11 protein-coding genes and 1 pseudogene are annotated in these 21,346 nt (G+C 67.8%); 6 read left to right on the forward strand and 6 right to left on the reverse strand.

Going from position 1 to position 21,346, the window contains the following annotated elements; all coding sequences use genetic code 11:
* The first annotated feature begins 55 nt into the window (after window positions 1–55).
* The gene (locus LK542_RS09355) at window positions 56–967 is read left to right on the forward strand and encodes a LysR family transcriptional regulator (RefSeq protein WP_227811694.1); all 912 of its coding nucleotides are present in this window, start codon (window positions 56–58) and stop codon (window positions 965–967) included.
* 90 nt (window positions 968–1,057) lie between these two features.
* Here the strand turns inward: LK542_RS09355 and LK542_RS09360 are convergent, their stop codons facing one another.
* Window positions 1,058–1,873: a substrate-binding domain-containing protein gene (locus LK542_RS09360; RefSeq protein WP_227811695.1), complete on the reverse strand. Its 816-nt coding sequence runs from the start codon at window positions 1,871–1,873 to the stop codon at window positions 1,058–1,060.
* Window positions 1,874–1,888: 15 nt separating this feature from the next.
* Complete coding sequence (locus tag LK542_RS09365; protein ID WP_227811696.1) at window positions 1,889–2,698, reverse strand: extracellular solute-binding protein; 810 nt, start codon at window positions 2,696–2,698, stop codon at window positions 1,889–1,891.
* A gap of 75 nt (window positions 2,699–2,773) precedes the next feature.
* Between LK542_RS09365 and LK542_RS09370 the strand changes: the two genes are divergently transcribed.
* Both LK542_RS09370 and LK542_RS09375 read left to right on the forward strand, forming a co-directional pair.
* A complete protein-coding gene (locus LK542_RS09370) occupies window positions 2,774–3,901 on the forward strand; it encodes a substrate-binding domain-containing protein (RefSeq protein WP_227811697.1) in 1,128 nt (375 codons plus the stop codon).
* 49 nt (window positions 3,902–3,950) lie between these two features.
* A complete protein-coding gene (locus tag LK542_RS09375; protein WP_227811698.1) occupies window positions 3,951–4,529 on the forward strand; it encodes a gamma-glutamylcyclotransferase in 579 nt (192 codons plus the stop codon).
* A 1-nt stretch (window position 4,530) separates the two neighbouring features.
* On the opposite strand, the gene LK542_RS09380 is transcribed toward LK542_RS09375, so the two are convergent.
* Window positions 4,531–7,887, reverse strand: coding sequence for a CheR family methyltransferase (locus LK542_RS09380; RefSeq protein ID WP_227811699.1), 3,357 nt, complete (start codon window positions 7,885–7,887; stop codon window positions 4,531–4,533).
* Between the two features lie 170 nt (window positions 7,888–8,057).
* Here LK542_RS09380 and LK542_RS09385 point away from each other — a divergent pair, with 170 nt between their 5' ends.
* Window positions 8,058–12,206: a CheR family methyltransferase gene (locus tag LK542_RS09385; RefSeq protein ID WP_227811700.1), complete on the forward strand. Its 4,149-nt coding sequence runs from the start codon at window positions 8,058–8,060 to the stop codon at window positions 12,204–12,206.
* A gap of 111 nt (window positions 12,207–12,317) precedes the next feature.
* On the opposite strand, the pseudogene LK542_RS09390 reads toward LK542_RS09385, so the two are convergent.
* Window positions 12,318–13,595, reverse strand: a pseudogene (locus tag LK542_RS09390) (cytochrome P450).
* Window positions 13,596–13,830: 235 nt separating this feature from the next.
* On the opposite strand from LK542_RS09390, the gene LK542_RS09395 reads away from it, so the two are divergent.
* Together LK542_RS09395 and LK542_RS09400 are read left to right on the forward strand one after the other, a co-directional pair.
* Entirely contained in the window at window positions 13,831–14,757 is a 927-nt protein-coding gene (locus tag LK542_RS09395) for a helix-turn-helix domain-containing protein (RefSeq protein WP_227811701.1), read from the forward strand.
* Between the two features lie 66 nt (window positions 14,758–14,823).
* On the forward strand, window positions 14,824–15,297 hold the full coding sequence (locus LK542_RS09400; protein ID WP_227811702.1) for a YciI family protein: 474 nt from the start codon (window positions 14,824–14,826) through the stop codon (window positions 15,295–15,297).
* A gap of 43 nt (window positions 15,298–15,340) precedes the next feature.
* On the opposite strand, the gene LK542_RS09405 is transcribed toward LK542_RS09400, so the two are convergent.
* Together LK542_RS09405 and LK542_RS09410 are read right to left on the reverse strand one after the other, a co-directional pair.
* The gene (locus LK542_RS09405; RefSeq protein WP_227811703.1) at window positions 15,341–19,906 is read right to left on the reverse strand and encodes a CheR family methyltransferase; all 4,566 of its coding nucleotides are present in this window, start codon (window positions 19,904–19,906) and stop codon (window positions 15,341–15,343) included.
* 312 nt (window positions 19,907–20,218) lie between these two features.
* Entirely contained in the window at window positions 20,219–21,340 is a 1,122-nt protein-coding gene (locus LK542_RS09410; RefSeq protein ID WP_227811964.1) for a PA0069 family radical SAM protein, read from the reverse strand.
* Window positions 21,341–21,346: the final 6 nt, after the last annotated feature.

The following is a 21,346-nucleotide window of genomic DNA, read 5'->3' on the forward strand; positions in this document are numbered from 1 at the left end:
GCAAATCGTACTATCATTCAAACAGTATTTTTCGCCCGATTTATTAGATAAGCTTATGAATCCGACCTTGCGGCAAATGCGCGCCTTCGTGGCGCTGGCCAAGACGGGTAACTTTACGCTCGCTGCGCAGGCGATGCACGTCACGCAGTCGGCGCTTTCGGGTTTGATCAAGGAGTTGGAACAGACCCTGGGCGCCAAGGTGGTCGACCGCAGCACGCGGCGCGCCCTGCTCACCGACATCGGCAAGGAACTGTATCCGCTGTTCAGCCAGATGATCGACGACCTCGACGGCGCGCTGGCCAACGTGGCCGACCACACGCGCCTGAAGAAGGGCATGGTGCGCATCGCCGCGCCCCAACTGCTGTCCTGCACCCTGATGCCGGAAGCGATCGCCGCCTACCGCGCGCGCCATCCGGATATCGAGGTGCGTCTGGGCGACACCGGCGTCGAGAACGTGATCGCGCGCGTGCTGTCGGGCGAAGCCGACTTCGGTATCGGCCCCGAGCGCGAGCCGGCCCCGCCGCTCGACGCCCGCCTGCTGTTCGAGATGCCTTTTGCGCTCGTGTTCCCGAAAGGGCACGAGCTGGAGCGCCAGGCGCGCGTCACCTGGCAGGACCTGGCGCGCTACCCCTTCATTTCGCTGCAGGGCCAGTTCACCGAACGCCTGCTGGAAGACGTGCACGCGTCCCTGCGCGAAGTCCCCGTGAAACCCGCCAACGAAGTCACCTTCATGACCACCGCGCTGGCGATGGCCGCGGCCGGCCTCGGGGTGACCGCCTGCCTGCCCTACGCCGCACCCCTGGTGACCTTGTACGGCCTTGTGATGCGGCCGCTGGAAGATCCGGTGCTCACGCGCCGCTTCTTCCTCTACACCCGCCCGGGGCGCTCGCTATCGCCGGCGGCGGAGAGCTTCATCGGCTTCCTCGAGACTTTTGTTGCCGGCGCGACGCCTACTTCGGCAGCGTGAACACCTCCAGCTGCGCCGCCTCCTGCGCGCAGGCGATCCCCGCCGCCAGCAGCAGCGGCAGCAGTACCAGGCGGCGCAGGCCGGCGCGCATCACTTGCCCACCTTCGCGGACGGATAGAAGACCTGCTCGCCGCCCGCCTTGAACGAGGCGATCAGCTTCTGTCCTTCATCGGACGTCATCCACTCGACCAGCTGCATCGCCCCCTTGTAGTTGACGTGCTTGTGGCGCTCGGGATTGACCGCGATGATGCCGTAGGGGTTGAACATCTTCGGATCGCCCTCGACCGCGATCTGCAGGCCGGTCCTGGCCTTGTAGGCGACATAGGTGGCGCGGTCGGTCAGGGTATAGGCGTTCATCTCGGCCGCCATGTTCAGCACTTCGCCCATGCCCAGCCCGGCCGAGATATAGGCTGCGCCCTGTGGCTGGGTGCCGACCTGCTTCCAGTAGGCCTTCTCCATCTGGTCGGTGCCGGAATTGTCGCCGCGCGAGACGAAGCGAAGCTTGCCGTCGGCGATCTTCTTCATCGCGGCCAGCACGTCCTTGCTGCCCTTGATGCCGACCGGGTCGCTTACCGGCCCCACCAGGATGAAGTCGTTGTACATCACGTCGCGCCGGTTGACGCCGTGGCCTTCGGCGACGAACTTGTCCTCGGCCGCGCGCGCATGCACCAGGGTCACGTCGACGTCACCGTTCTTCGCCAGTTCCAGCGCCTTGCCGGTGCCGACCGAGATCACGTTGACCTTCGAGCTGGTCTTGGCTTCGAACTTGGGCAGCAGGTATTGCAGCAGGCCCGAGTTTTCGGTGCTGGTGGTGGTCGAAAGCTTGATGACCTGCTGGGCCAGGGCCGGCGCGGCGGTGGCCAGCAGGAAGCCCAGCAGGGCAAGCTGTTTGTTCAGGAAACGCATGGGTGAAGCTCCTTTCTAGTGAAATCCATGTTGGCGCAGGATCGCCTGCCCCGCCGGCCCCAGCACGAAGCGCACGAGCCGCTCGCCCTCGGCCGAGCCGCGGCGGGCGCCGATGCCGTAGGCGCTGCGCACATTCAGTTCGTCGGGTATGGGCAGGATCTCGAGCCGCGGCACGGCCTGCTTCGTCAGTACCGCGTTGGTGCAGTACATGATGTAGGCATCGGCCTTGTCCTGTTCGAAGGCGGTGACGTAGGGCAGCGTGCTGTCCGGCGCCAGCTCCGCGGTGCCCGACAGCCTGAGGGCCTTGGCATCCATGATGCCGAACAGGCCAGGCTGCTGCTGCTCCGCCTTGCGGAAGAACTGCCAGGTGTAGTCGCCCATCGGATCGCTGCCGGGCGTGGAAGTCGCCAGCCGCAGCGTCGGCCTGGCGAGTTCCGCCAGCAGGTTCTCCGGGCGCAGCTTGAACGCCGGCGCACTGACGACGCATAGCGCGTTGTGGGTGAAGATGCTTGACGCGCCCAGCAGGCCCTGGCGCGCCAGCGCCTCGGTATGCTCGCCGGACGCCGAGGCGAAGACGTCCACCGCACGACCGCCTTCGATATCCTTGCGCAGCTTGCCGGAGGGCCCGTAAGCCACGCCGAATTGCTGGCCACCGCCGGCGCGGTAGGCGGCCAGGATCTCGCCCATGGCCTGGCGCAGGCTGCCGGCCGCCAGCAGCACCGGGGGCGGCGCGGTGGCGCCGGTGTTCGACTGGGCCATGACATCGGGTGCCTGGAGCGCCGCCAGGATCACCCATCCCGCATGCAGTACGAGATGCAGCCGCATTGTCGCCCCATCGTTGGTTGTGGATGCGCCATCCTAAGCTATACTGAAAATCTTTCAATATGAACAAGTTTGCATATGTTGCACATCAAGCTGTCCTACACGTTCGACGATGCGGCAATCACCGGGCAGCAGCTGGGCAATCCACTGTTCGACATCCTGGGGGCCATCCACGCCTGCGGATCGGTGGGCGCCGCGGCGACCCAACTCAGGCTGTCCTACCGCCACATCTGGGGTGAACTGAAGCGCTTCGAGACCGCGCTGCGGGCCGAGCTGATCGTGTGGGAACGGGGCAAGCGGGCACGCCTGTCGCCCTTCGGCGAGAAGCTGCTGTTTGCCGAGCGGCGCGCCCGGATGCGCGTGCAGCCGCAGGTCGACAACCTGATCGCCGAGATGGAACGCGAGTTCGCCCTCGCCTTCGATCCGCAGGCGCACGTGATTCCCATGTGCGCGAGCCACGACCTGGCCCTGCCGCGCCTGAAGGAATTCATGGCGCGCGAAGCGAAGCTGCACCTGGACCTGCAGTTCCACGGCAGCCTCGAATGCATCGCCGCACTGTCGCGCGGCGACTGCCTGCTGGCGGGCTTCCACGTGAGCGAAGACCATGCGCCGGGCAGCATGACGCACAAGGCCTTCAAGTCCATGCTCAAGCCAGGCCGCCACAAGCTGATCAACTTTGTCGGCAGGCAGCAGGGGCTGATGGTGGCCGCAGGGAACCCGAAGGGCGTCACGGGCATGGAAGACCTCAGGCGAGCGGACCTGCGCTTCGTGAACCGCCAGCCGGCCTCCGGCACCCGGGTCACCATCGAGCAGCTGCTGGCCAAGGCCGGCATCCAGCCCGGCGAGATCAAGGGCTTCGACAATGCCGAACCGACCCACCTTGCCGTCGCCGCCAGCGTCGCGGCCGGCGTGGCGGACGCCGGCTTCGGCATCGAAGCCGCGGCGGCAGCCTTCGGCCTCGGCTTCGTACCGGTGGTGCGCGAGCAGTATTACTTTGTCTGCCTCAAGGAAGCCGTGGACCAGCCGCCCATCAGCAAACTGCGCGAACTGCTCCGGCGCAGCGAGTGGCAGGCCCTGATCGCCGACCTGCCAGGCTACGACATTGCAAATGCCGGCGAGGTGGTCGCGCTGCGGCGCGCCTTCCCCTGGTATGCCTTCCGCACGCCGAAACGCACGCCGGAACAACAGCCCGAGCCCTGCGCGTAAGGGGCGCTGCACGTTACAATAGCGCGCATTCCCCTGTCTTCACGCACCGATGTCCCTCAACACCATCGCGATCAACCGCCTGATGGACCGCTTCGACAGCCACGACAGTGTCTGGCTGTTCGGCTACGGTTCCCTGATCTTCAAGGCCGACTTTCCCTTCATCGAACGCCGCCCGGCCAGCATCCAGGGCTGGAGCCGCCGCTTCTGGCAGGGTTCGCACGACCACCGCGGCACCGAAAACGCCCCCGGCCGGGTGGTAACGCTGGTGCCTGACGAAGGCGCGACCTGCCACGGCATGGCCTACCTGGTCACGCCGGAAGAATTCGCCCACCTCGACCACCGCGAAAAGAACGGCTACCTGCGCCTCGCCACCGAGATGCGCTTCGAGGACGGCAGCGCGGCCGAAGGCATCGTGTACATCGCCACCGTGGATAACGCCGCCTACCTGGGTCCGGCCAGCGAAGAAGACATCGCCCGCCAGATCGCCACGGCGCGCGGCCCGAGCGGGCCGAACAGCGAATACCTGCTGGCGCTGGCCCAGGCCCTGCGCGAACTCGGCAAGCACGACGGACACGTGCAGGCAATCGAGCGCCACCTGCTGGCCTTCACCGGCGCCGCGCAGCGCTAGCTCAGGCGCGCGGCGGGTCCTCGTCCCCGTCGACATTGAGCTCGACATTGAGGCCGACCCACTTGCGGATGCGGCCGTCGGCGCCGACCAGCGGTACCGCCCTCGCCTTCATCGGCTGCCATTGCCCGTCGGCCCGGCGCACCCGGAACCGGGCGTGGACCACGCCGCGCGCGGCCACCGCCTCGCTCCACCGGCGGGCGGCATAGGCGCGGTCCTCGGGGTGGACCGCGTCCAGCCAGCCCATGCCCAGCCACGCTTCCAGCGTTTGCCCCGTATAGGCGCGCCAGCTCGGGGAATCGGTCACGACCATGCCGGAGGCGTCGGTCTCCCACACCATCTGGGCAAACTCGCCCGCTAGCTCGCGCAGGCGTCCCTCGTTCTCGCGCAGCGCCGCTTCGCTGCGCTTGAGCGCATCGATGTCGGTGATGACGACGCACTGGCCGATCACCTCGCCGCGCTCGGCAATGACCGGGAGACTGGACACCTGGGTCCAGATCTCCCTGCCGTCGTCGTCCGTGTACAGCATCTCGACACCAGGCACGACGCGTTCGCCGCGCAGCGCGCGCGCACCGGGAAAATCCTCCGGCCCCAGCGGGCGCCCGTCGGCGTCCCAGGCGCGCCAGCGCGCCAAGCGTGCCGGGTCGCGCGAGGGCATGCGGCTGGTCGGCAGGTAGCGGTGCAGCGCCTGGTTGAACATCGTGATGTCGCCCTCCCTGTTGAACACCCCGACCCCGACCGGCATGCTCTCGAACAGCGCCGCCAGCCGCGCGTCGTTCACGCGCTGCGCCTGCTCGCCCCGCTTGCGCTCGGTGACGTCGAAAAAGCTCATCACCGCGCCGGCGATGCGGTCGGTGGTGGTGCGGTAGGGGTGCACCCGCACGATGTAGTAACGCCCATCCCGGCCCCGCACCTCGCGCTCCATCGCCTGCAGCGTGTCGAACACCTGGGCCGCGTCGCCGGCCAGTTGCGGATCGTCGAAGTTATTCGTGATGTGCGCCAGCGGGCGTCCGATGTCGGCCGGGATCACGTTGAAGAAGTCGGCAATGCGCGGCGTGAAGCGCACGATGCGCATGGCGCGGTCGAGGAAGATGGTGGCCACGCCCGACGAAGCGATCAGGTTGGCGAGGTCGTCGTGCGCCTTGGCGGCCTCCTCGGCCCGCTTCTGCAGCGCGTGGTTGTCGGCCTCCAGTTCCTGGTTGCGCGAGGCCAGCATTTCCCTGCCCCGTGCCGCCTCCTCGGCAGCGGCGCGCAGTTCCTCGACGGTGGTCTGCATCTCTTCGCCGTAGATGTGCATGTCGCGCGCGGCGCTTTCGGCCTGCTCGACGGTGTCGTGCAGCTGGCGCCGGGTCTGGCTCAGCTCTTCCTCCAGCTGGCGCGCCAGCGTGTCGTCGCCGGCCGGCGCCGGCGCGGCGGGCGCGGGATCCGGCTCGGCATCGTCGAACCGGATCAGCACCAGCTGGTCCTCGGCATGCTGGTCGTGGAAGGGCACCGCGAGCATGTCGACCGCGTGGGTGGCGCCGTCGCGCCCGTAGCGTACCGTCCCGGTGCGGACCTCGCGCCCGCCCTTGCGCGCCTGGAACAGCGCGGCCCGCAGGGGCAGCTGCAGTTCAGGCAGCAGCAGGGCCGCCAGTTCGCGCGTCGGTTCGCCGCTGCCGGGCCGCAGGAAGCGCGCCGCCCGTTCCGACACATGGACGATGTCGCCATGGGCGTCGAGCAGGATGCTGGGCGGCGCCAGCTCGGCCGACTTGTGCAGATGGATCTCGGCAAAGGAATACAGGCGGCCACGCCGCATCGCGGGAGCGACCGCGGGCGGCGCCGGCGCCGCGGCCGCCCGCCGCAGCGGAGCGGCCGGTCCCGCTGGCGGCCGGCGCGCTACCGGCCGCGCCCGGTAGATGCGCTGGGCCGGGTCGAGCGGCTCGAACAGCTGGGCGGCAGCCTCGGCGGTTTCGGCGCTGCCCAGCATCAGAATGCCGCCCGGGTTCAGCGCAAAATGGAACTGCTGCAGGACGTGCTGGTGCATGTCCGGATTCAGGTAGATCAGGAAGTTGCGGCAGGTGATCAGGTCGACGCGACTGAAGGCGGGGTCGTGCAGCAGGTTGTGGTTGGTGAACAGCACCATGTCGCGCAGGACGCGACGCACCTTGTACAGGCCCCCTTCATGGGTAAAGTAGCGCTGCAGCAACTGCGGCGGCACGTGGTCAGCGATCGCGGCCGGGTACAGGCCGGCGCGCCCCACCTCGATCGCGTGCTCGTCGATGTCCGTGGCGAATACCTGGAGCTTGCGGTTCCCGGACGCACGCGTGGCCAGCAGCATGGCCAGGGTGTAGGCCTCTTCGCCGGTGGAACAGGCCGCGACCCAGGCGCGCAGGGCCTGCCCTGGCGCCAGTGTTGCGAACAGGTCCGGCAGGACGTTGCGGTCGAGCGCATCGAAGGCTTCGCGGTCGCGAAAGAAGCTGGTGACGCCGATCAGGAGGTCCTTGAGCAGGGCCTGCGCCTCGTTCGGATCATTGTGCAGCAGGCGGCAATAGGCCAGCATGTCGGGCACGGAACGCACCTGCAGGCGCCGCTCCAGGCGGCGCTGCAGGGTCTGGCGCCGGTAGTGGCTGAAATCGTGGCCGGTGCGCGCGCGCAGCACCGACAGCACCTCGCGCAGCGCCGCCTGCGGGTGGGTCCCGAGGTCGAACAGGGGCCCGTCCTCGGGCGGATTGCCCTCCAGCGCGCGCTGGCGGATGCGGCGCGCGCCGTCGCGCAGCTCGACCAGCTTGCGCGGGATCTCGGCCGCGGCCAGCACGAAGTCGGCCATGCCGGATTCGATCGCCGAACGCGGCATGGCGTCTTCCCCGGCTTCGGCCGGCAGCTGGGCGATGGTGACGCCGCCCATCTCCTTGATGCAGGCCAGGCCGGCCGTGCCGTCCGAGCCCATTCCGGACAGCACCACGCCGATCGCATGCTCGCCATGGGTTTCGGCCAGGGTGCGCAGGAACACGTCGATCGCCACCGGGCGCGCCCTGCGCCGCTCGAGTTCGTCGAGCACCAGGTGGCCGTCGCTCATCTTCAGGCTGCGGTCGGGCGGGATCACGTAGACCTTGTCGGGCAGGATCGGCACCGTGTGCGTCACCTGCACCACCGGCATGTCGGTGGCGCGCTGCAGCACCTTGTCGGCGGCGCTGGGGCCGCTTCCCAGGTGCAGGATGATAACCAGCGCCATGCCGGGATCGGGCGGCATGTGCTCGAGCAGGGTGATCAGGGCCGGGAAGCCACCGGCCGAGGCCCCGATGCCCACGATCGGGAAGCCGGGCGGGCCGGACGCCGACGCAGCCTTGCCGCCCGGCCGGGAATCCAGCTGTTCGATGTCCATGCGGTGGCTCCATCGCTGCAAAGGCGAATGCACAGTCTAGTGCAGATGAGGAGGTGGGCCGATTCCGTTTCCGCGCGTCCAAAAAAGCTCGCATTTTTCTTACATTTCCATCGCAGTCGGTGACGAATCGGCTAGACTTCCGATTCATCCCATCACCATAAAACAGAACGATGTCCGATCCAGTCGTCACTTCCGAAGCCCTGCCTACTCCGCCCGACGTCGTGCCGAGCACGCTGCACTTCCCGGTGGTCGGCATCGGCGCCTCGGCCGGAGGCTTGCCGGCGCTGCAGACGCTGTTCGAGAACATGCCTGCCGTGAACGAGATGGCCTTCGTGGTCATCCTGCACCTGTCGCCCAAGCACCCGAGCTCGGCTGCCGAGATCCTGCAGCGCGCCACCCGCATGCCGGTGACGCAGGTGACCAGCAAGGTCGAGATCCAGCCCGGCCATGTCTACGTGATCGCGCCCAACCTGCACCTGTCGATGATGGACGGGCTGCTGCTGGTGGACGAGCTGGAGCGCCCGCGCGGCCAGCACGTGGCGATCGACCTGTTCTTCCGCACCCTTGCCCACGTGCACCGCGAGCGCGCCATCGCCGTCGTGCTGTCCGGCACCGGCTCGGACGGCGCCGTCGGCCTGACCCGCGTCAAGGAACAGGGCGGCATCACCATCGCCCAGAGCCCGGGCGACGCCGAGCACGACGGCATGCCGGTGGCCGCCATCCGCACCGGCGCGGTCGACTTCATCCTGCCGGTGGTCGACATGCCGCAGAAGCTGATCGACCTGTGGGACAACGCCAAGATCATCACGCTGCCACCGCCGGGCGACATGGAAGCGCCGATCGAACGCGAAGCGTCGCCGGCCGAGATCGCCGGCGCCGAGGATGCGCTGCAGGACATCATTGCTGCCCTGCTGGGCCATACCGGCCACGACTTCCGCCATTACAAGCGCGCCACCGTGCTGCGCCGCATCGAACGGCGCATGCAGGTGCGCCAGGTGCACACCCTGCCGGAATACCGCGACGTGCTCGAGTCCGACGCCAACGAGTACAAGGCGCTGCTGGACGACATGCTGATCGGGGTCACCAACTTCTTCCGCGACCGCGAAGCCTTCGAATCGCTCGAGCGCGACGTGATTCCCGAGCTGTTCAAGGACAAGGGGCCGACCGACGAGGTGCGCGCCTGGGTCGCGGCCTGCGCCACCGGCGAGGAAGCCTATTCGCTGGCGATGCTGATGGCCGACCAGGCCGCGCTGTCGGAGCACCCGCCCGCGTTCCAGGTATTCGCCTCGGACATCGACGACCACGCGATCGACGTCGCGCGTTCGGGCACCTATCCGGCCTCGATCATCACCGACGTGGCCCCCAGCCGCCTGCGCCAGTATTTCAACAAGGACGACGACCGCTACCGCACCCGCAAGTCGCTGCGCGACCGCATCCTGTTCGCCTCGCACAACCTGCTGCGCGACCCGCCCTTCTCGCGCCTCGACCTGGTCAGCTGCCGCAACCTGCTGATCTACCTGAACCGCGACGTCCAGCTGCGCGTGCTGCAGACCTTCCACTTCGCGCTGAAACCCGGCGGCTACCTGTTCCTGGGCAGCTCCGAGTCGGCCGAGTCGGTGTCGGACTACTTCATCCCGGTCGACAAGAAGAACCGCATCTACCGCGCCCGCAGCGGCGGCCGCGCGCTGCACTACCAGGGCCCGACCTCGAGCGTGTACGGCACACGCCTGCCCGAGATCGTCCGTCCCAAGCTGCAGGGCAAGCGCCAGTCGACCTACGCCGAGATGCACCAGCGCGCGCTCGCCAGGTTCGCGCCGCCCTCGGTGGTGATCGACCGCGAGGGCAACCTGGTGCACATGTCGGAACAGGCGGGCCAGTTCCTGCGCATGGGTGGCGGCGAACCCTCGCGCAACCTGCTGGCCCTGGTCCTGCCGGAGCTGCGCATGGAGCTGCGCTCCGCCATGTACCAGGCGGCGCACCACGACAGCAGCGCCGAATGCCGGCCGATCGAGATCACCGAGCAGAAGGAACTCGGCACCATCGCCATGACGGTGCGCCCGTTCCGCGACGAGGAATCCGAAACCGACTACCTAGTCGTCGTATTCAACCGCGTCGAGCGCACGCCGGACGCTCCGCCGGTGTCGCGTCCCGACGGCAGCCACGACGTGGTGCTGGCCCAGCTCGAGGCCGAGCTGCAGCGCAAGCGCGAACAGCTGCAGGAAACCATCGAGAATTCGGAAATCTCGACCGAAGAGCTGCGCGCCTCGAACGAGGAGCTGCAGGCCATCAACGAGGAACTGCGCTCGGCTACCGAGGAACTGGAAACCAGCAAGGAAGAGCTGCAGTCGGTGAACGAGGAACTCGTCACCGTCAACTTCGAGCTGAAGGTCAAGGTCGAGGAGACCGGCAAGGCCAACGACGACCTGAACAACCTGATCGCCTCGACCGACATCGCCACCATCTTTGTCGACAGCGGCCTGCGCATCAAGCGCTTCACGCCGCGCGCGGCCGACCTGTTCTCGATCATCGCCTCGGACGTGGGCCGCTCGCTGCTCGACCTCACGCACAAGCTGGACTACGACCAGCTGGCCGAGGACGTATCCGCCACCTTCGACACCCTGCGCCTGGTCGAACGCGAGGTGCGCAGCAACGACGGGCGCTACTACATCGTGCGCCTGCTGCCCTACCGGACCAACGAAGACCGGATCGAAGGCGCGGTGATGACCTTCTTCGACATCACGCTGCGCCGCCAGGCCGAGGAACAGGCGCGCGCCAGCGAGGCGCGCATGCAGATGGTGGCCGAGAGCGCCAACGACTACGCCATCATCACGCTCGACCAGGAAGGCCGCGTCACCAGCTGGAACAAGGGCGCCGAGGCCCTGTTCGGCTACACGGCCGAGGAGATGCAGGGCGAACCCACCGACCGCCTGTTCGTGCCCGAGGACGTGGCGCGCGGCGTACCCAGGGACGAACTGCGCCGCGCACGCCAGGACGGCCGCGCCGAGGACGAGCGCTGGCACATGCGCAAGGACGGCTCGCGCTTCTTCTGCAGCGGCGTCACCACCCCGCTGCGCAACGGCGACTTCTACGGGTACGCCAAGATCGCGCGCGACGTCACGGCGCGCGTGCGCCAGGACGACGAACGCGAGCAGGCCCTGCACCGCGAATCGGCCGATCGTTCCGACGCCGAGAACGCCATCGCGCTCAAGGACGAGTTCCTGTCCGTGATGTCGCACGAGCTGCGCCATCCGCTCAACATGATCCACATTAACGTCGAGCTGCTGTCGCGCATGCCGGAACTGCGCCAGTCGCCAACCTTCATGCGCGCCGCCTCGATCATCCGCAATTCGGTGATGAACCAGGCCAAGATCATCGACGACCTGATGGACATGTCGCGGGTGCGCACCGGCAAGCTGTCGCTCACCATGGCGCCGGTCGCGCTGGACGCCGTACTGCAGGGGATCGTCGACGTCGCGCGCAGCGACCCCGCAGCCAAGGACATCGCCATTGCCCTGAGCGGCAATACCGGCGGCGTGCCGGTGCTGGCCGACGTCACCCGTATCGAGCAGGTGGTGATGAACCTGCTGAGCAATGCGGTCAAGTTCACGCAGGCCGGCGGCCACGTGCAGCTGACGCTGGCGCGCGATGACGGCTTCGCACGGGTCGACGTGGTCGACGACGGCCAGGGCATCGCCCCCGCCTTCCTGCCGCACGTGTTCGACATGTACGGCCAGAGTTCGTCCGTGACCACGCGTGCCAGGGGCGGCCTTGGCATCGGCCTGGCGCTGGTGCGCGAAATCGTCGCGCTGCACGGCGGCCGGGTCGAAGCCGCCTCGGAAGGCATCGGCAAGGGCGCCCGCTTCAGCTTCTGGCTGCCGGTGCTCGACCGCTCCGCCGCCCTGCCTCCGGGCGAGCGCGCGGCCGACGACAGCCTGGCGGGCGTGCGCATCCTGCTGGTGGACGACATGGAAGACATGCTGCAGGTCTTCAAGTCGCTGCTCGAGACCACCGGCGCGGTCGTGCTCGCCGCGACCAGCGGGGTTCAAGCGCTGGAAGTCCTGGCGCGCGAGGATGTGGACCTCCTGATCTCCGACATCGCGATGCCTGAGATGGACGGTTACGAACTCCTGCGCCGGGTGCACGGGTTGCCGAAGTACGCGAGGCTGCCGGCGATCGCCATCACCAGCATGCGGCGCGACACCGACATCGCCCGGGCCAGGGCGGCGGGCTTCTCGGCGCACCTGGGCAAGCCGGTGTCGGTGGATCGGCTGAATGCGATCGTGAATGAGTTGTTGCCGAAGCGTGGAAACCAAGGCTGACCTGTAGGGTGGGCGGGTCCCCCGCCCACGCCGTGAAAGTTGGCAACGAGATCATCCGGCGCGATAGCGGAGCCTGATGCGATCACCGCGTGGGCGGGAAACCCGCCCACCCTACCGAAGCTGGACGTTCAGCGCCAACGGCACCTTCGCCCGCAACGAAATATTCAACACCGCTTCCGGCTCCGCCTGCCCTTCCCCCTTCGCCAGCACGAAGCGCTGCAGCACCATCGCCGCCACCACCGTCATCTCCGCCAGCGCCAGGTGCTGCCCCAGGCACACACGCGGCCCCGTCTCGAAGGGCATGAAGGCCCCGCGCGGAATCGCCGGCGCATCCGGGGCGAAGCGCTCCGGCCGGAAGGCCTGCGGCTCCGGAAACCAGCGCGCGTCCTGGTGCATCAGGAACACCGGGATCATGAACATGGTCCGCGCCGGGATCGACCAGCCGCCCAGCGTGAACCCGCGCGTCGCGCGCCGGCTCATCAGGACCGGCGCGGCCGGATACAGGCGCATGGTTTCGTTCAGAGTCTGCGCCAGGTAGCCGAGGCGCGGCAGGTCCTCCCCTGCCGGACTGCGGCCTTGCAGCACCGCATCCACCTCGCGCCGCGCCGTATCCTGCGCCGCTGGATTCGCCGCCATGCACCAGGCCCACCAGCTCAGGCTCGCCGCGGTCGTCTCGTTCCCTGCCAGGAAGGCCGTCATGCATTCGTCGCGCACCGCCGCCAGTGGCTAGGCCTCAGGGTCATCACGGTGCAGGGCCAAGAGGCGGCTCAGCAGGTCAGCCGGCCATTCCGGCTGCGGCAATGCGAGGCGGGCCTGCAGCTGATGGTCGATCAGTCCCCTGAGCAGCGCGCGCACCTGGCGCTTGCGGCGCTTCCAGGGCAGCCAGTCCGGCGCGCTGGCGGGCCAGAACAGCTCGGCATTGCCCTCCACCAGCGCCTCGTGCACCGCTGTCTCCATGCTGCGCGCCTCGTCGCCGATCGCGCTCGAGAACATCATGCGCATGATGACGTCCATCGCCAGCGAGGTCAGCTCGCTCTCGATCGGCATGCTGGTCCCCGGCTGCCAGCGCTCCATGGCCGCGCCGGCGGCTGCCGCGATGGTCGGCACGAAGCTTTTCACCGACTTCGGTGCAAAGGCCGGTTGCAAGGCATGGCGCTTGGCCGCCCACGGCGCGCGCTCCGCGATCAGCACGCTGTTGCCCTGCAGGTAGGAGAACACCTGCACCCCGCGCTCCCAGCGGATGATGGCGTCGTGGTGAGTGACCAGCAGCTCGCGCACCAGCGCCGGGTCAGTGACGACGATCTGGTGCTCGGGCCAGATGCGCAGGTGGACCAGGTCGCCGTAGGCCTGGCGCCACCGGGTGAGGACAGCCGGCAAGTCGCGTCCCATCTGCGCCAGCAGGCTCCAGCCGGTCAGGCGCGACGACGGTCCGGGAGGCCAGCTGCCGGGCGGGTGCTGCAGCAGCGCTTCGTCGATCGGCGCGGACGGCATGCGGCCCGCATGGAAGGGACATTCAGAGGAGTTGGTCGTATTCATGGTCCCCATTCTTTGCCGGGCGCAGGGCCCGCGTCTTGAACGCAAACGACATCGACAGGCCGCACACACCTGCCTATACTGCTGGCTCATGGCCCCCGACAGTCACGACCACCTGCATCCCTGTCCCGATCCGCTCGCACGCAGCCCGCGCGCATGCAGCGAGGGTAAGGCGCCACTCGACCGCCTCTACCTGGCCCCAGCTGCGCTGCAAGACGCCATGCTGGCCCTGATCAGCCGCGACACCTCGCATGTGGCGCTGAGCGACGCGCAGCGGCTGTCGCACTTCCCCGCTTCCCCCATCGTCACGCTGTCCTGGTTCCACGGCCTCGATGCGGGTCTTGTGGACGCGCGCGGCTGGCATCCGTTCGGCGCGCGCGTGATGATCTCGGGCAGTCAGTCCCATTCCCTGGTCGCCTGGGCGCCGACGGGCGGCCGCGGCTACATGGCCTGCTTCCTGCCGGACGCCGCGCAGGCCCTGTTCGGGCTCGACCTGGCGACGGTGCAGGACCGCTTCCTGCCGGCGCATGCGGTGCTCGGCGAAGCGTGGCGGCCGCTGTTCGATGCGCTGCTGGCCGCGGCTGACGACGCGACGGCCCTGCGCGTGCTGGAAGCGCAGTTAGGGAAGCGCTGGCGCACCGTACAGGGCCGCAGCGCGGAGCGGCCTTCGCTGCGCCAGATCGGCCGGCATTGGGTGCAGCAGCTGGCGTGGAAGGCCTACGAATGGCGCAGCACGCACAGCGAGCGCCAGGTCGAACGCCGCATCAAGGCCTTCAGCGGCCGCTCGCTGCGCGAATGGCAGTCGCTGGTGCGCACCGAGGGCATGTTCTTTGCGGCGCGCGAGCGCTACGAGAACGGCCAGCCTTTCGACTGGGCCACGCTGGCGCTGGACGAAGGCTTTTCCGACCAGGCCCACATGAGCCGCGTCACGCGCCAGATCTGCGGCTTCCCGCCCACCGAATTCGCCAACCGCTATATCGAGGACGAGTCATTCTGGATCTATCGCCTGTGGGTCTGAACAGCTAGAATCGCTGGACAAGCCAACGCGCATCCATGCCACGCGCCCATGACAGGAGACCAGAGAATGTCGAACAAGATGCTGATGGGGCTATGCGCTTCGCTGCTGCTCGCAATGCAGCCTGCCGCCGCCCAGACCAAGGCGGCCGAGCCCGCGCCGCAATACGATGCCGCGCTTGCCAAATCGCTCGGCGCCGACGAGCGCGGCATGCGGCCCTACGTGTTCGTGATCCTCAAGACCGGCCCCAGGAAAATCGAAGACAAGGCCGAGCGCGACAAGGTCTTCCAGGGCCACTTCGCCAATATGGGCAGGCTTGCCGCCGAAAAGAAACTGGTCGTGGCCGGCCCGCTGGACGGCAAGGAAGGCCGCCGCGGGATCTTCATCATCGCCACGCCGGACATCGAGGAAGCCAGGCGTTACGTCGAGACCGACCCCGTCATCGTGAGCGGCCTGATGGAAGCCGAGTACCACAAGCTGTACGGCTCCGCGGCACTGGTGATGGTGAACGAGGTGCACGGCAGGATCGAAAAGAAGCAGTAGTCCGGGTCCACATGTCCTGTTCGATGCGCGTCGACTGCATCAGTCAAGCGCCATCCGCAGGACTTGCCGCATCCTGTGCCTGCCCCGCATCGGACACCTCGAGCGACATCCCGACCAGTCCCTGGAACTGCCCATCCGCGGTGTGCCAGGGACGCGCATGCGACTTGAACCAGCGATAGCCTCCGCCGCGTTTTTGCAGGCGCACGCGTCGCTCGAACACTTCACGGGTACGCAAGGCGTGCTCGACCGCGCCCACATAGTCGGCCGCATCGTCCGGATGCACGATGTCTTGCCAACCCATCTCCCGCAACTGATCCATGGTGGCGCCTGTCAGGTCGACAGTGCGCTCGTTCACGTAGCTCAACGCGCCCGCACTGTCGAGCTGCCAGATCAGTGCCGGCGAGGCTTCCGCCAGCGCCCGGAAGCGTGCCTCGCTGCCGCGCAGGGCTTCTTCTCCCCGCTTGCGCTCGGTGATGTCCGTAAACAGTACCGCGACACGGCGGCTGCCTTCGCCGCCAAGGCGGAAGATGTTCAGGTCGAATACGCGCCCCAGCATCAGCTCACCCTCTTCCACGCGAATCGGTTCGCCCGTTTCTACGGCACGTCCGTACAGGGCGGCCCAGCGCGGATTCGGGGTGCCCAGCAGCTGGGTCGCGGTGCGCCCCACCGGATACGGCATGCTGGTATGCCGCATGAAGGCCGGATTTGCGTCCAGGAACAGGAAATCGGCCCATCGGCCTTCCGCGTCGGCCATCACCTCGACCACGGCATAGGCCTCGTCCATCTCGTTGAACAGGGCCCGGTATTTCTCCTCGCTCGCCTGCAGCGCTTTTGCCGCACGCAGCCTGTCGCTGACGTCGCGCCAGAACATGGCAACGCCTCCCTCGTCGGTCGGGTAGGCATTGACCTCGAGGTGGAAGTCGTAGCCTTCGCCCGTGTAGTGGTGGCTGAAATGCTGCTCCACGCCTTCTTCGACTACCCGGCGCAAGGCCCGCCCGACCGGGGCGTCCACGGAACCGGGGAAGGCATCCCAGTGCGAAAGCCCCAGCAGGCTTGCGCGCTCCCTGTCGAGCAGGCGCTCGGCGGCGGCGTTCACGCCGAGGATGCGGTAATCCGGCCCGAGCACGCAGTGCGCTTCGCTCATGCGTTCGAGGATGCTTTCCGCGCGCCGCTCGGCGCGCGCCGCGGCCGCCTGCGCGTGCGAGCGCTCGATGGCGGCCCAGGTGCGCTCGGCGACCTCCCTCAGCAGCGCCTCCGCGTCTCCCGACCATTCGCACACCTCGGTGCCGCCCACGATCAGCGACGCGACCAGGCGCCCCTGCTTGACCAGCGTGGCGACCAGCATCGAGCGGAAGCCGAGCGCCGTGTAGCGCGCACGAAGCTCCGGGCTCAAGCCATCGTAGTTCGCGTAGTCGCCGACGTTCAGCATGGTCCTTTCCCGGATGATGTCAAGGAACTCCGGCACGTCAGAGACGTCGTGCGTTCCCGCGAGCGACGGAAGACCCGCACGCGCCGCGTCGCGCAGCACGACGCCCAGCGCGGCCGCCTCGTCCCATTCGACGTAATAGCACCACCCCGCGCCGAGGTGCTCGCGCAGCAAGCGCGTGGCCTCACCCTGGATCTCGGCGGCCGCGTGGAGCGGCCTGACGGCATCAGCGAGCCGGAGCAGGAATGCCTGGCGCTGCGCGCTCTGCCGGGCCGCCTCTTCGCTGCGCTTGAGCCGGTCGACGTCGATGACCACGGCCAGGGCGCCCGTGATGTTTCCCTCGCCGTCGAGCAAGGGCGCGGAGCGCACTTCGGTCCAGGTTTCCCGGCCTGCGTCGTCGGTGTACAGCATCTGCATGCCCCCCAGCACGCTCTCGCCGCGCAGCGCCAGGGCGGCGGGAAAATCTTCGGGCTCGATCGGGGCGCCGGCGGCATCCCAGCCGCGCCAGCGGGCAACGCGCTCCACGTCGGGCGACGGCATCAGGTCGGCAGGCATGAAGCGCCGCATGACCTCGTTCAACATGAGCATGTCGCCTTTTGGGTCGAGAATGCCGATCCCGATCGGCAGCGCGGCAAATGCGGTCGCCAGGCGCTGTTCGCTCTCGCGCAGGGCATTCTCGGCATGGCGGCGGCGGCTGATGTCGAAGAAGGTCAGGACCGCGCCTTCGATGCGCTCGTAGGCGGTGCGGTAGGGATGGATGCGCACGATGTAGTCGATGCCGTTGCTGCTGCGCGCTTCGCGCTCGACCGGCTTCCCGCTGGCAAAGACGCCGACAACATCGTTCAGCAGGTGCATGCTGTCGATCTTGCCGCTGAGGTCGGCCAGTGGCCGGCCGACGTCGGCCCCGATGATGTTGAAGATGCGCGTGACGCTCGGCGTATATCGCTGGATGCGCAGGCGCAGGTCGAGGAACAGGGTCGCGATGTCGGTCGAGGCGATCAGGTTGCTGAGATCGTCGTTGGCCTGGGCGGTTGCTTCCGTGCGTACCTCCAGCTCGGCATTGATGGTATGCAGCTCCTCATTGCGCGATTGCAGTTCCTCGCGGTGGATTTCGAATTCCTCGATATCCGCCCGCAGCTCTTCCACGTTCGCCTGCAGGTGCTCGTTGGCCCGGACCAGCCTGGCGTTGGCGGCTTCGGCCTGTTCGGTCGTCTGCTCCAGGTTGCGCCGCGCGCGCAGCAAGGCCTGCTCCAGTTCGCGTACGCGCGGGTCGGCGGGGTCCCCGGGCGCCACGCCATCGTCGGCAGGTTCGACGGGGTCGAACCGCACCAGCCGCAGGCCTTCGGCGCCGGGCACTGGCAGCACCGACAGGGCGACTTCGCGCTCCTGGCCATCCTGCCGGTAGCGGAGCGGACCGGTATGCGCGGCCTGGCCGCTCTCGTTTGCCTGTGACAGCGCCGTGCGCAGGTCGATGCTCACATCAGGCGGAACCAGCGCCAGTAGCTGCATGCTGGGCTCGCCGCCGGCGAAGCGCAGGAAGGCACCCGCGCCCTCTGAAGCATGCACGACATTGCCGCTGCGGTCGATCAGCGCGCTGGGCGGCGCGAGCTGGAGCAGCACACGCTGGTGCAGCTCGGCGTAGGCCGGCGTCGCGGTCTTGCCCGCGGCCGGCGCGCCCGCTCCCGGCGCCGGCCGCCTGACCTCCGTACGTGGCAGGGCCACCGATAGCCGGCGTCCCGCCTGGGCGACAGGCTTGGCCTGGTAGATGCGATAGCGGCTGTTGACGGCGCTGAACAGGTCGGCCGCCAGCTCCGCGGACTCGGCGTTCCCCAGGAAGAGGAAGCCACCGGGTCTGAGTGCGGAGTGAAACACTTCCAGCACGTGACGATGGACTTCCCGGTTCAGGTAGATCAGGACATTGCGGCAGGTGATCAGGTCGAGTTTCAAGAAGGCCGGGTCGTGCAGCAGGTCGTGGCGCGCAAACAGGATACGTTCACGCAGCAGCCTGCGCACCTTGAACTGGCTGTCGACGGGCGTGAAATGGCGCGCCAGCCGTTCCGGCGGCACGTCTGCCGCGATCGTCTCGGGGTAGCGCGCGGCGCGCGCCATGGCGAGCCCGCGCTCGTCGATATCGGTGGCGAACATCTGCATCGCCGGGGCGTCGTCGACGCATTCCACGCGCTCGGCCAGCAGCATGGCGAGTGAATACGCTTCCTCGCCGGTCGAGCAGGCCGTGACCCAGGCCCGCACCGGTTCGCCGGAAGGCCTGGCCTGGCAGATGCGCGGCAGGACGAACTGCTCCAGCGCGTCGAAAGCCTCGCGGTCGCGAAAGAAGCTGGTCACGCCGATCAGCATTTCCTGAACCAGGGCGTCCGGTTCAAGCGGATCCTGCAGCAGCAGCTCGTGATAGGCAGGCAGGTCCGGCACGGCGCGCGCCTGCATGCGCCGTTCGATGCGGCGCAGGACGGTCACCTGCTTGTAATGGCGGAAGTCGTGCGCGGTTTGCGCGTGCAACAGCGCCAGCACCGCCTCCAGCCGTTCCTGGGGGAATTTGCCCATGTCTAGGAGCGGTGGCTCGAGCGGGACGTTACCTTTCTGCCCGCCCTTGTGGATGGCCTGCATCACGTCGCGCATTTCCAGCAGCCTGGCCGCGATCTCGCCGGCGGGCTGGACAAAATCCGCGACGCCGGCATCGATCGCCGCCTGCGGCATGCTGGATTCTTCGGCCTCATCGGGAACCTGCACGATCACGATGCCGCCATGCTCCTTGATACACCTTAGGCCGGCGACGCCGTCCGTACCCATGCCGGACAGCAGCACGCCAATCGCCCCCTCGCCATGCGTTTCGGCCAGGGCGCGCAGGAAGATGTTGATGGTGGTGGGCATGCGCGGCGTGGCGGACGCTTCGCAGGCAAGCAGGTGGCCGTCTTCCATTTCCAGGCTGCGGCCGGGAGAAATCACATAGACCCGGTTCGGCAGCAGGGGGACGCGCTCGATGACCTGCACGACCGCCATGTCGGTAGCGCGCTGCAGCACCCTGTCGATGGCGCTGGGCGCGTCCGGGGCCAGGTGCAGCACGACCACCAGGGCCATGCCGGGCGCTGGCGGCAAGTTCTCGAGCAGCTGCGTCAGGGCCGGCAGGCCACCGGCCGACGCCCCGATGCCGACCACTGGAAATGTCACTGCCCCGCTTGAAGACAGATCCGGCAAGGTGGACTCCGGCGGCTCATCCATAACTGAATTCCGTCAGTTTATTAAATATTCGATAAGTATAAACCGGTGGCAGTGCCTGTCGACGTTCATGAACGCCCTGTCATTTGGAAAATAGATTGCCCAGGATACGTGACCGCCTCGCGTGCACCAAGGCTACGAAAAGGGAATCGGGGCCGCGTTGCACGGCACGGCGCGGCACTCGGCAAAGGAGAGCCGGTGGACAGGATGCGGGTGCCCGGTACGGAAGTCGCGCCGCCAGCGACGCGCCCTGGCGACAGCTTGCTAGAAGAGGTCGAGCTGTCCGTTCGTCCTGGCCGCGCCTTTGCCCGGCGCGGGCGGCACCACCAGCGGCTTGCGGAACTGCGAGCCATCCAGCCTGCCGAAGCGCCCGCGAAATTCTCCCATTCCCAGCCTGTCTACCGCCTTGGTAAAACGCTGGCGGATGAGGTCGGACCAGATGCCCTCTCCCTGCATGCGTTTGCTGAAGTCGCTGTCATAGTCCTTGCCGCCGCGCAGGTCGCGGATGCGGTTCATGACACGCTGGGCGCGGTCGGGGAAGTGCGCCTGCAGCCACTCCTGGAACAGCGGGTTCACTTCCCATGGCAGGCGCAGCACGGTGTAATGCGCGCCGATGGCGCCGGCGTCGTGGGCCGCTTCCAGGATGCGTTCGATCTCCGGTTCGGTCACGAAAGGAATGATGGGTGCAACGCTCACGCTCACCGGGATACCGGCTTCCGTCAATGTGCGGATGGTGCGCAGGCGGCGCGCCGGTGCGGCCGCGCGCGGCTCGAGTGTGCGCGAAATGGCGGGGTCGAGCGTGGTCAGGGTGATGGCGGCGCAGGCCTGGCTCTTTTCGGCCATCGGTGCGATCAGGTCGATGTCGCGCTCGATCAGCGAAGACTTGGTGATGAGTCCGACCGGATGCTGGCATTCCTTCAGCACCTCTAACACCGCGCGCGTCAGGCGCAGCTCGCGTTCGCAAGGTTGATACGCGTCGGTGTTGACGCCGATGGCGATGTGCTCGGGCACATAGCCGGGCTTGGCCAGTTCGCGCCGCAGCAGCTCGGCCGCGTTCACCTTGGCGAACAGGCGGCTTTCGAAGTCGAGCCCCGGCGACAGGCCAAGGTAGCTGTGGCTCGGGCGGGCGAAGCAGTAGATGCAGCCGTGTTCGCAGCCGCGGTAGGGATTCAGCGAGACGTTGAAGGGCACGTCGGGCGAGCTGTTGCGCGACAGGATGGACTTGGCGACTTCGTCCGTGACGACCGTGCGGATGCTGGCGGCGCCCTCTTCGTCGCGCTCCCAGCCGTCGTCGAATTCCTCGCGTCCGTTGACCTCGTACCTGCCTTGCAGGTTCGACACCGCGCCCCGACCTTTTCTAGCGGCGAGTGGACGCGGGCCGAGCATGGGCTG

Source organism: Massilia sp. IC2-477 (assembly GCF_020707265.1).
GTDB lineage: Bacteria > Pseudomonadota > Gammaproteobacteria > Burkholderiales > Burkholderiaceae_D > Telluria.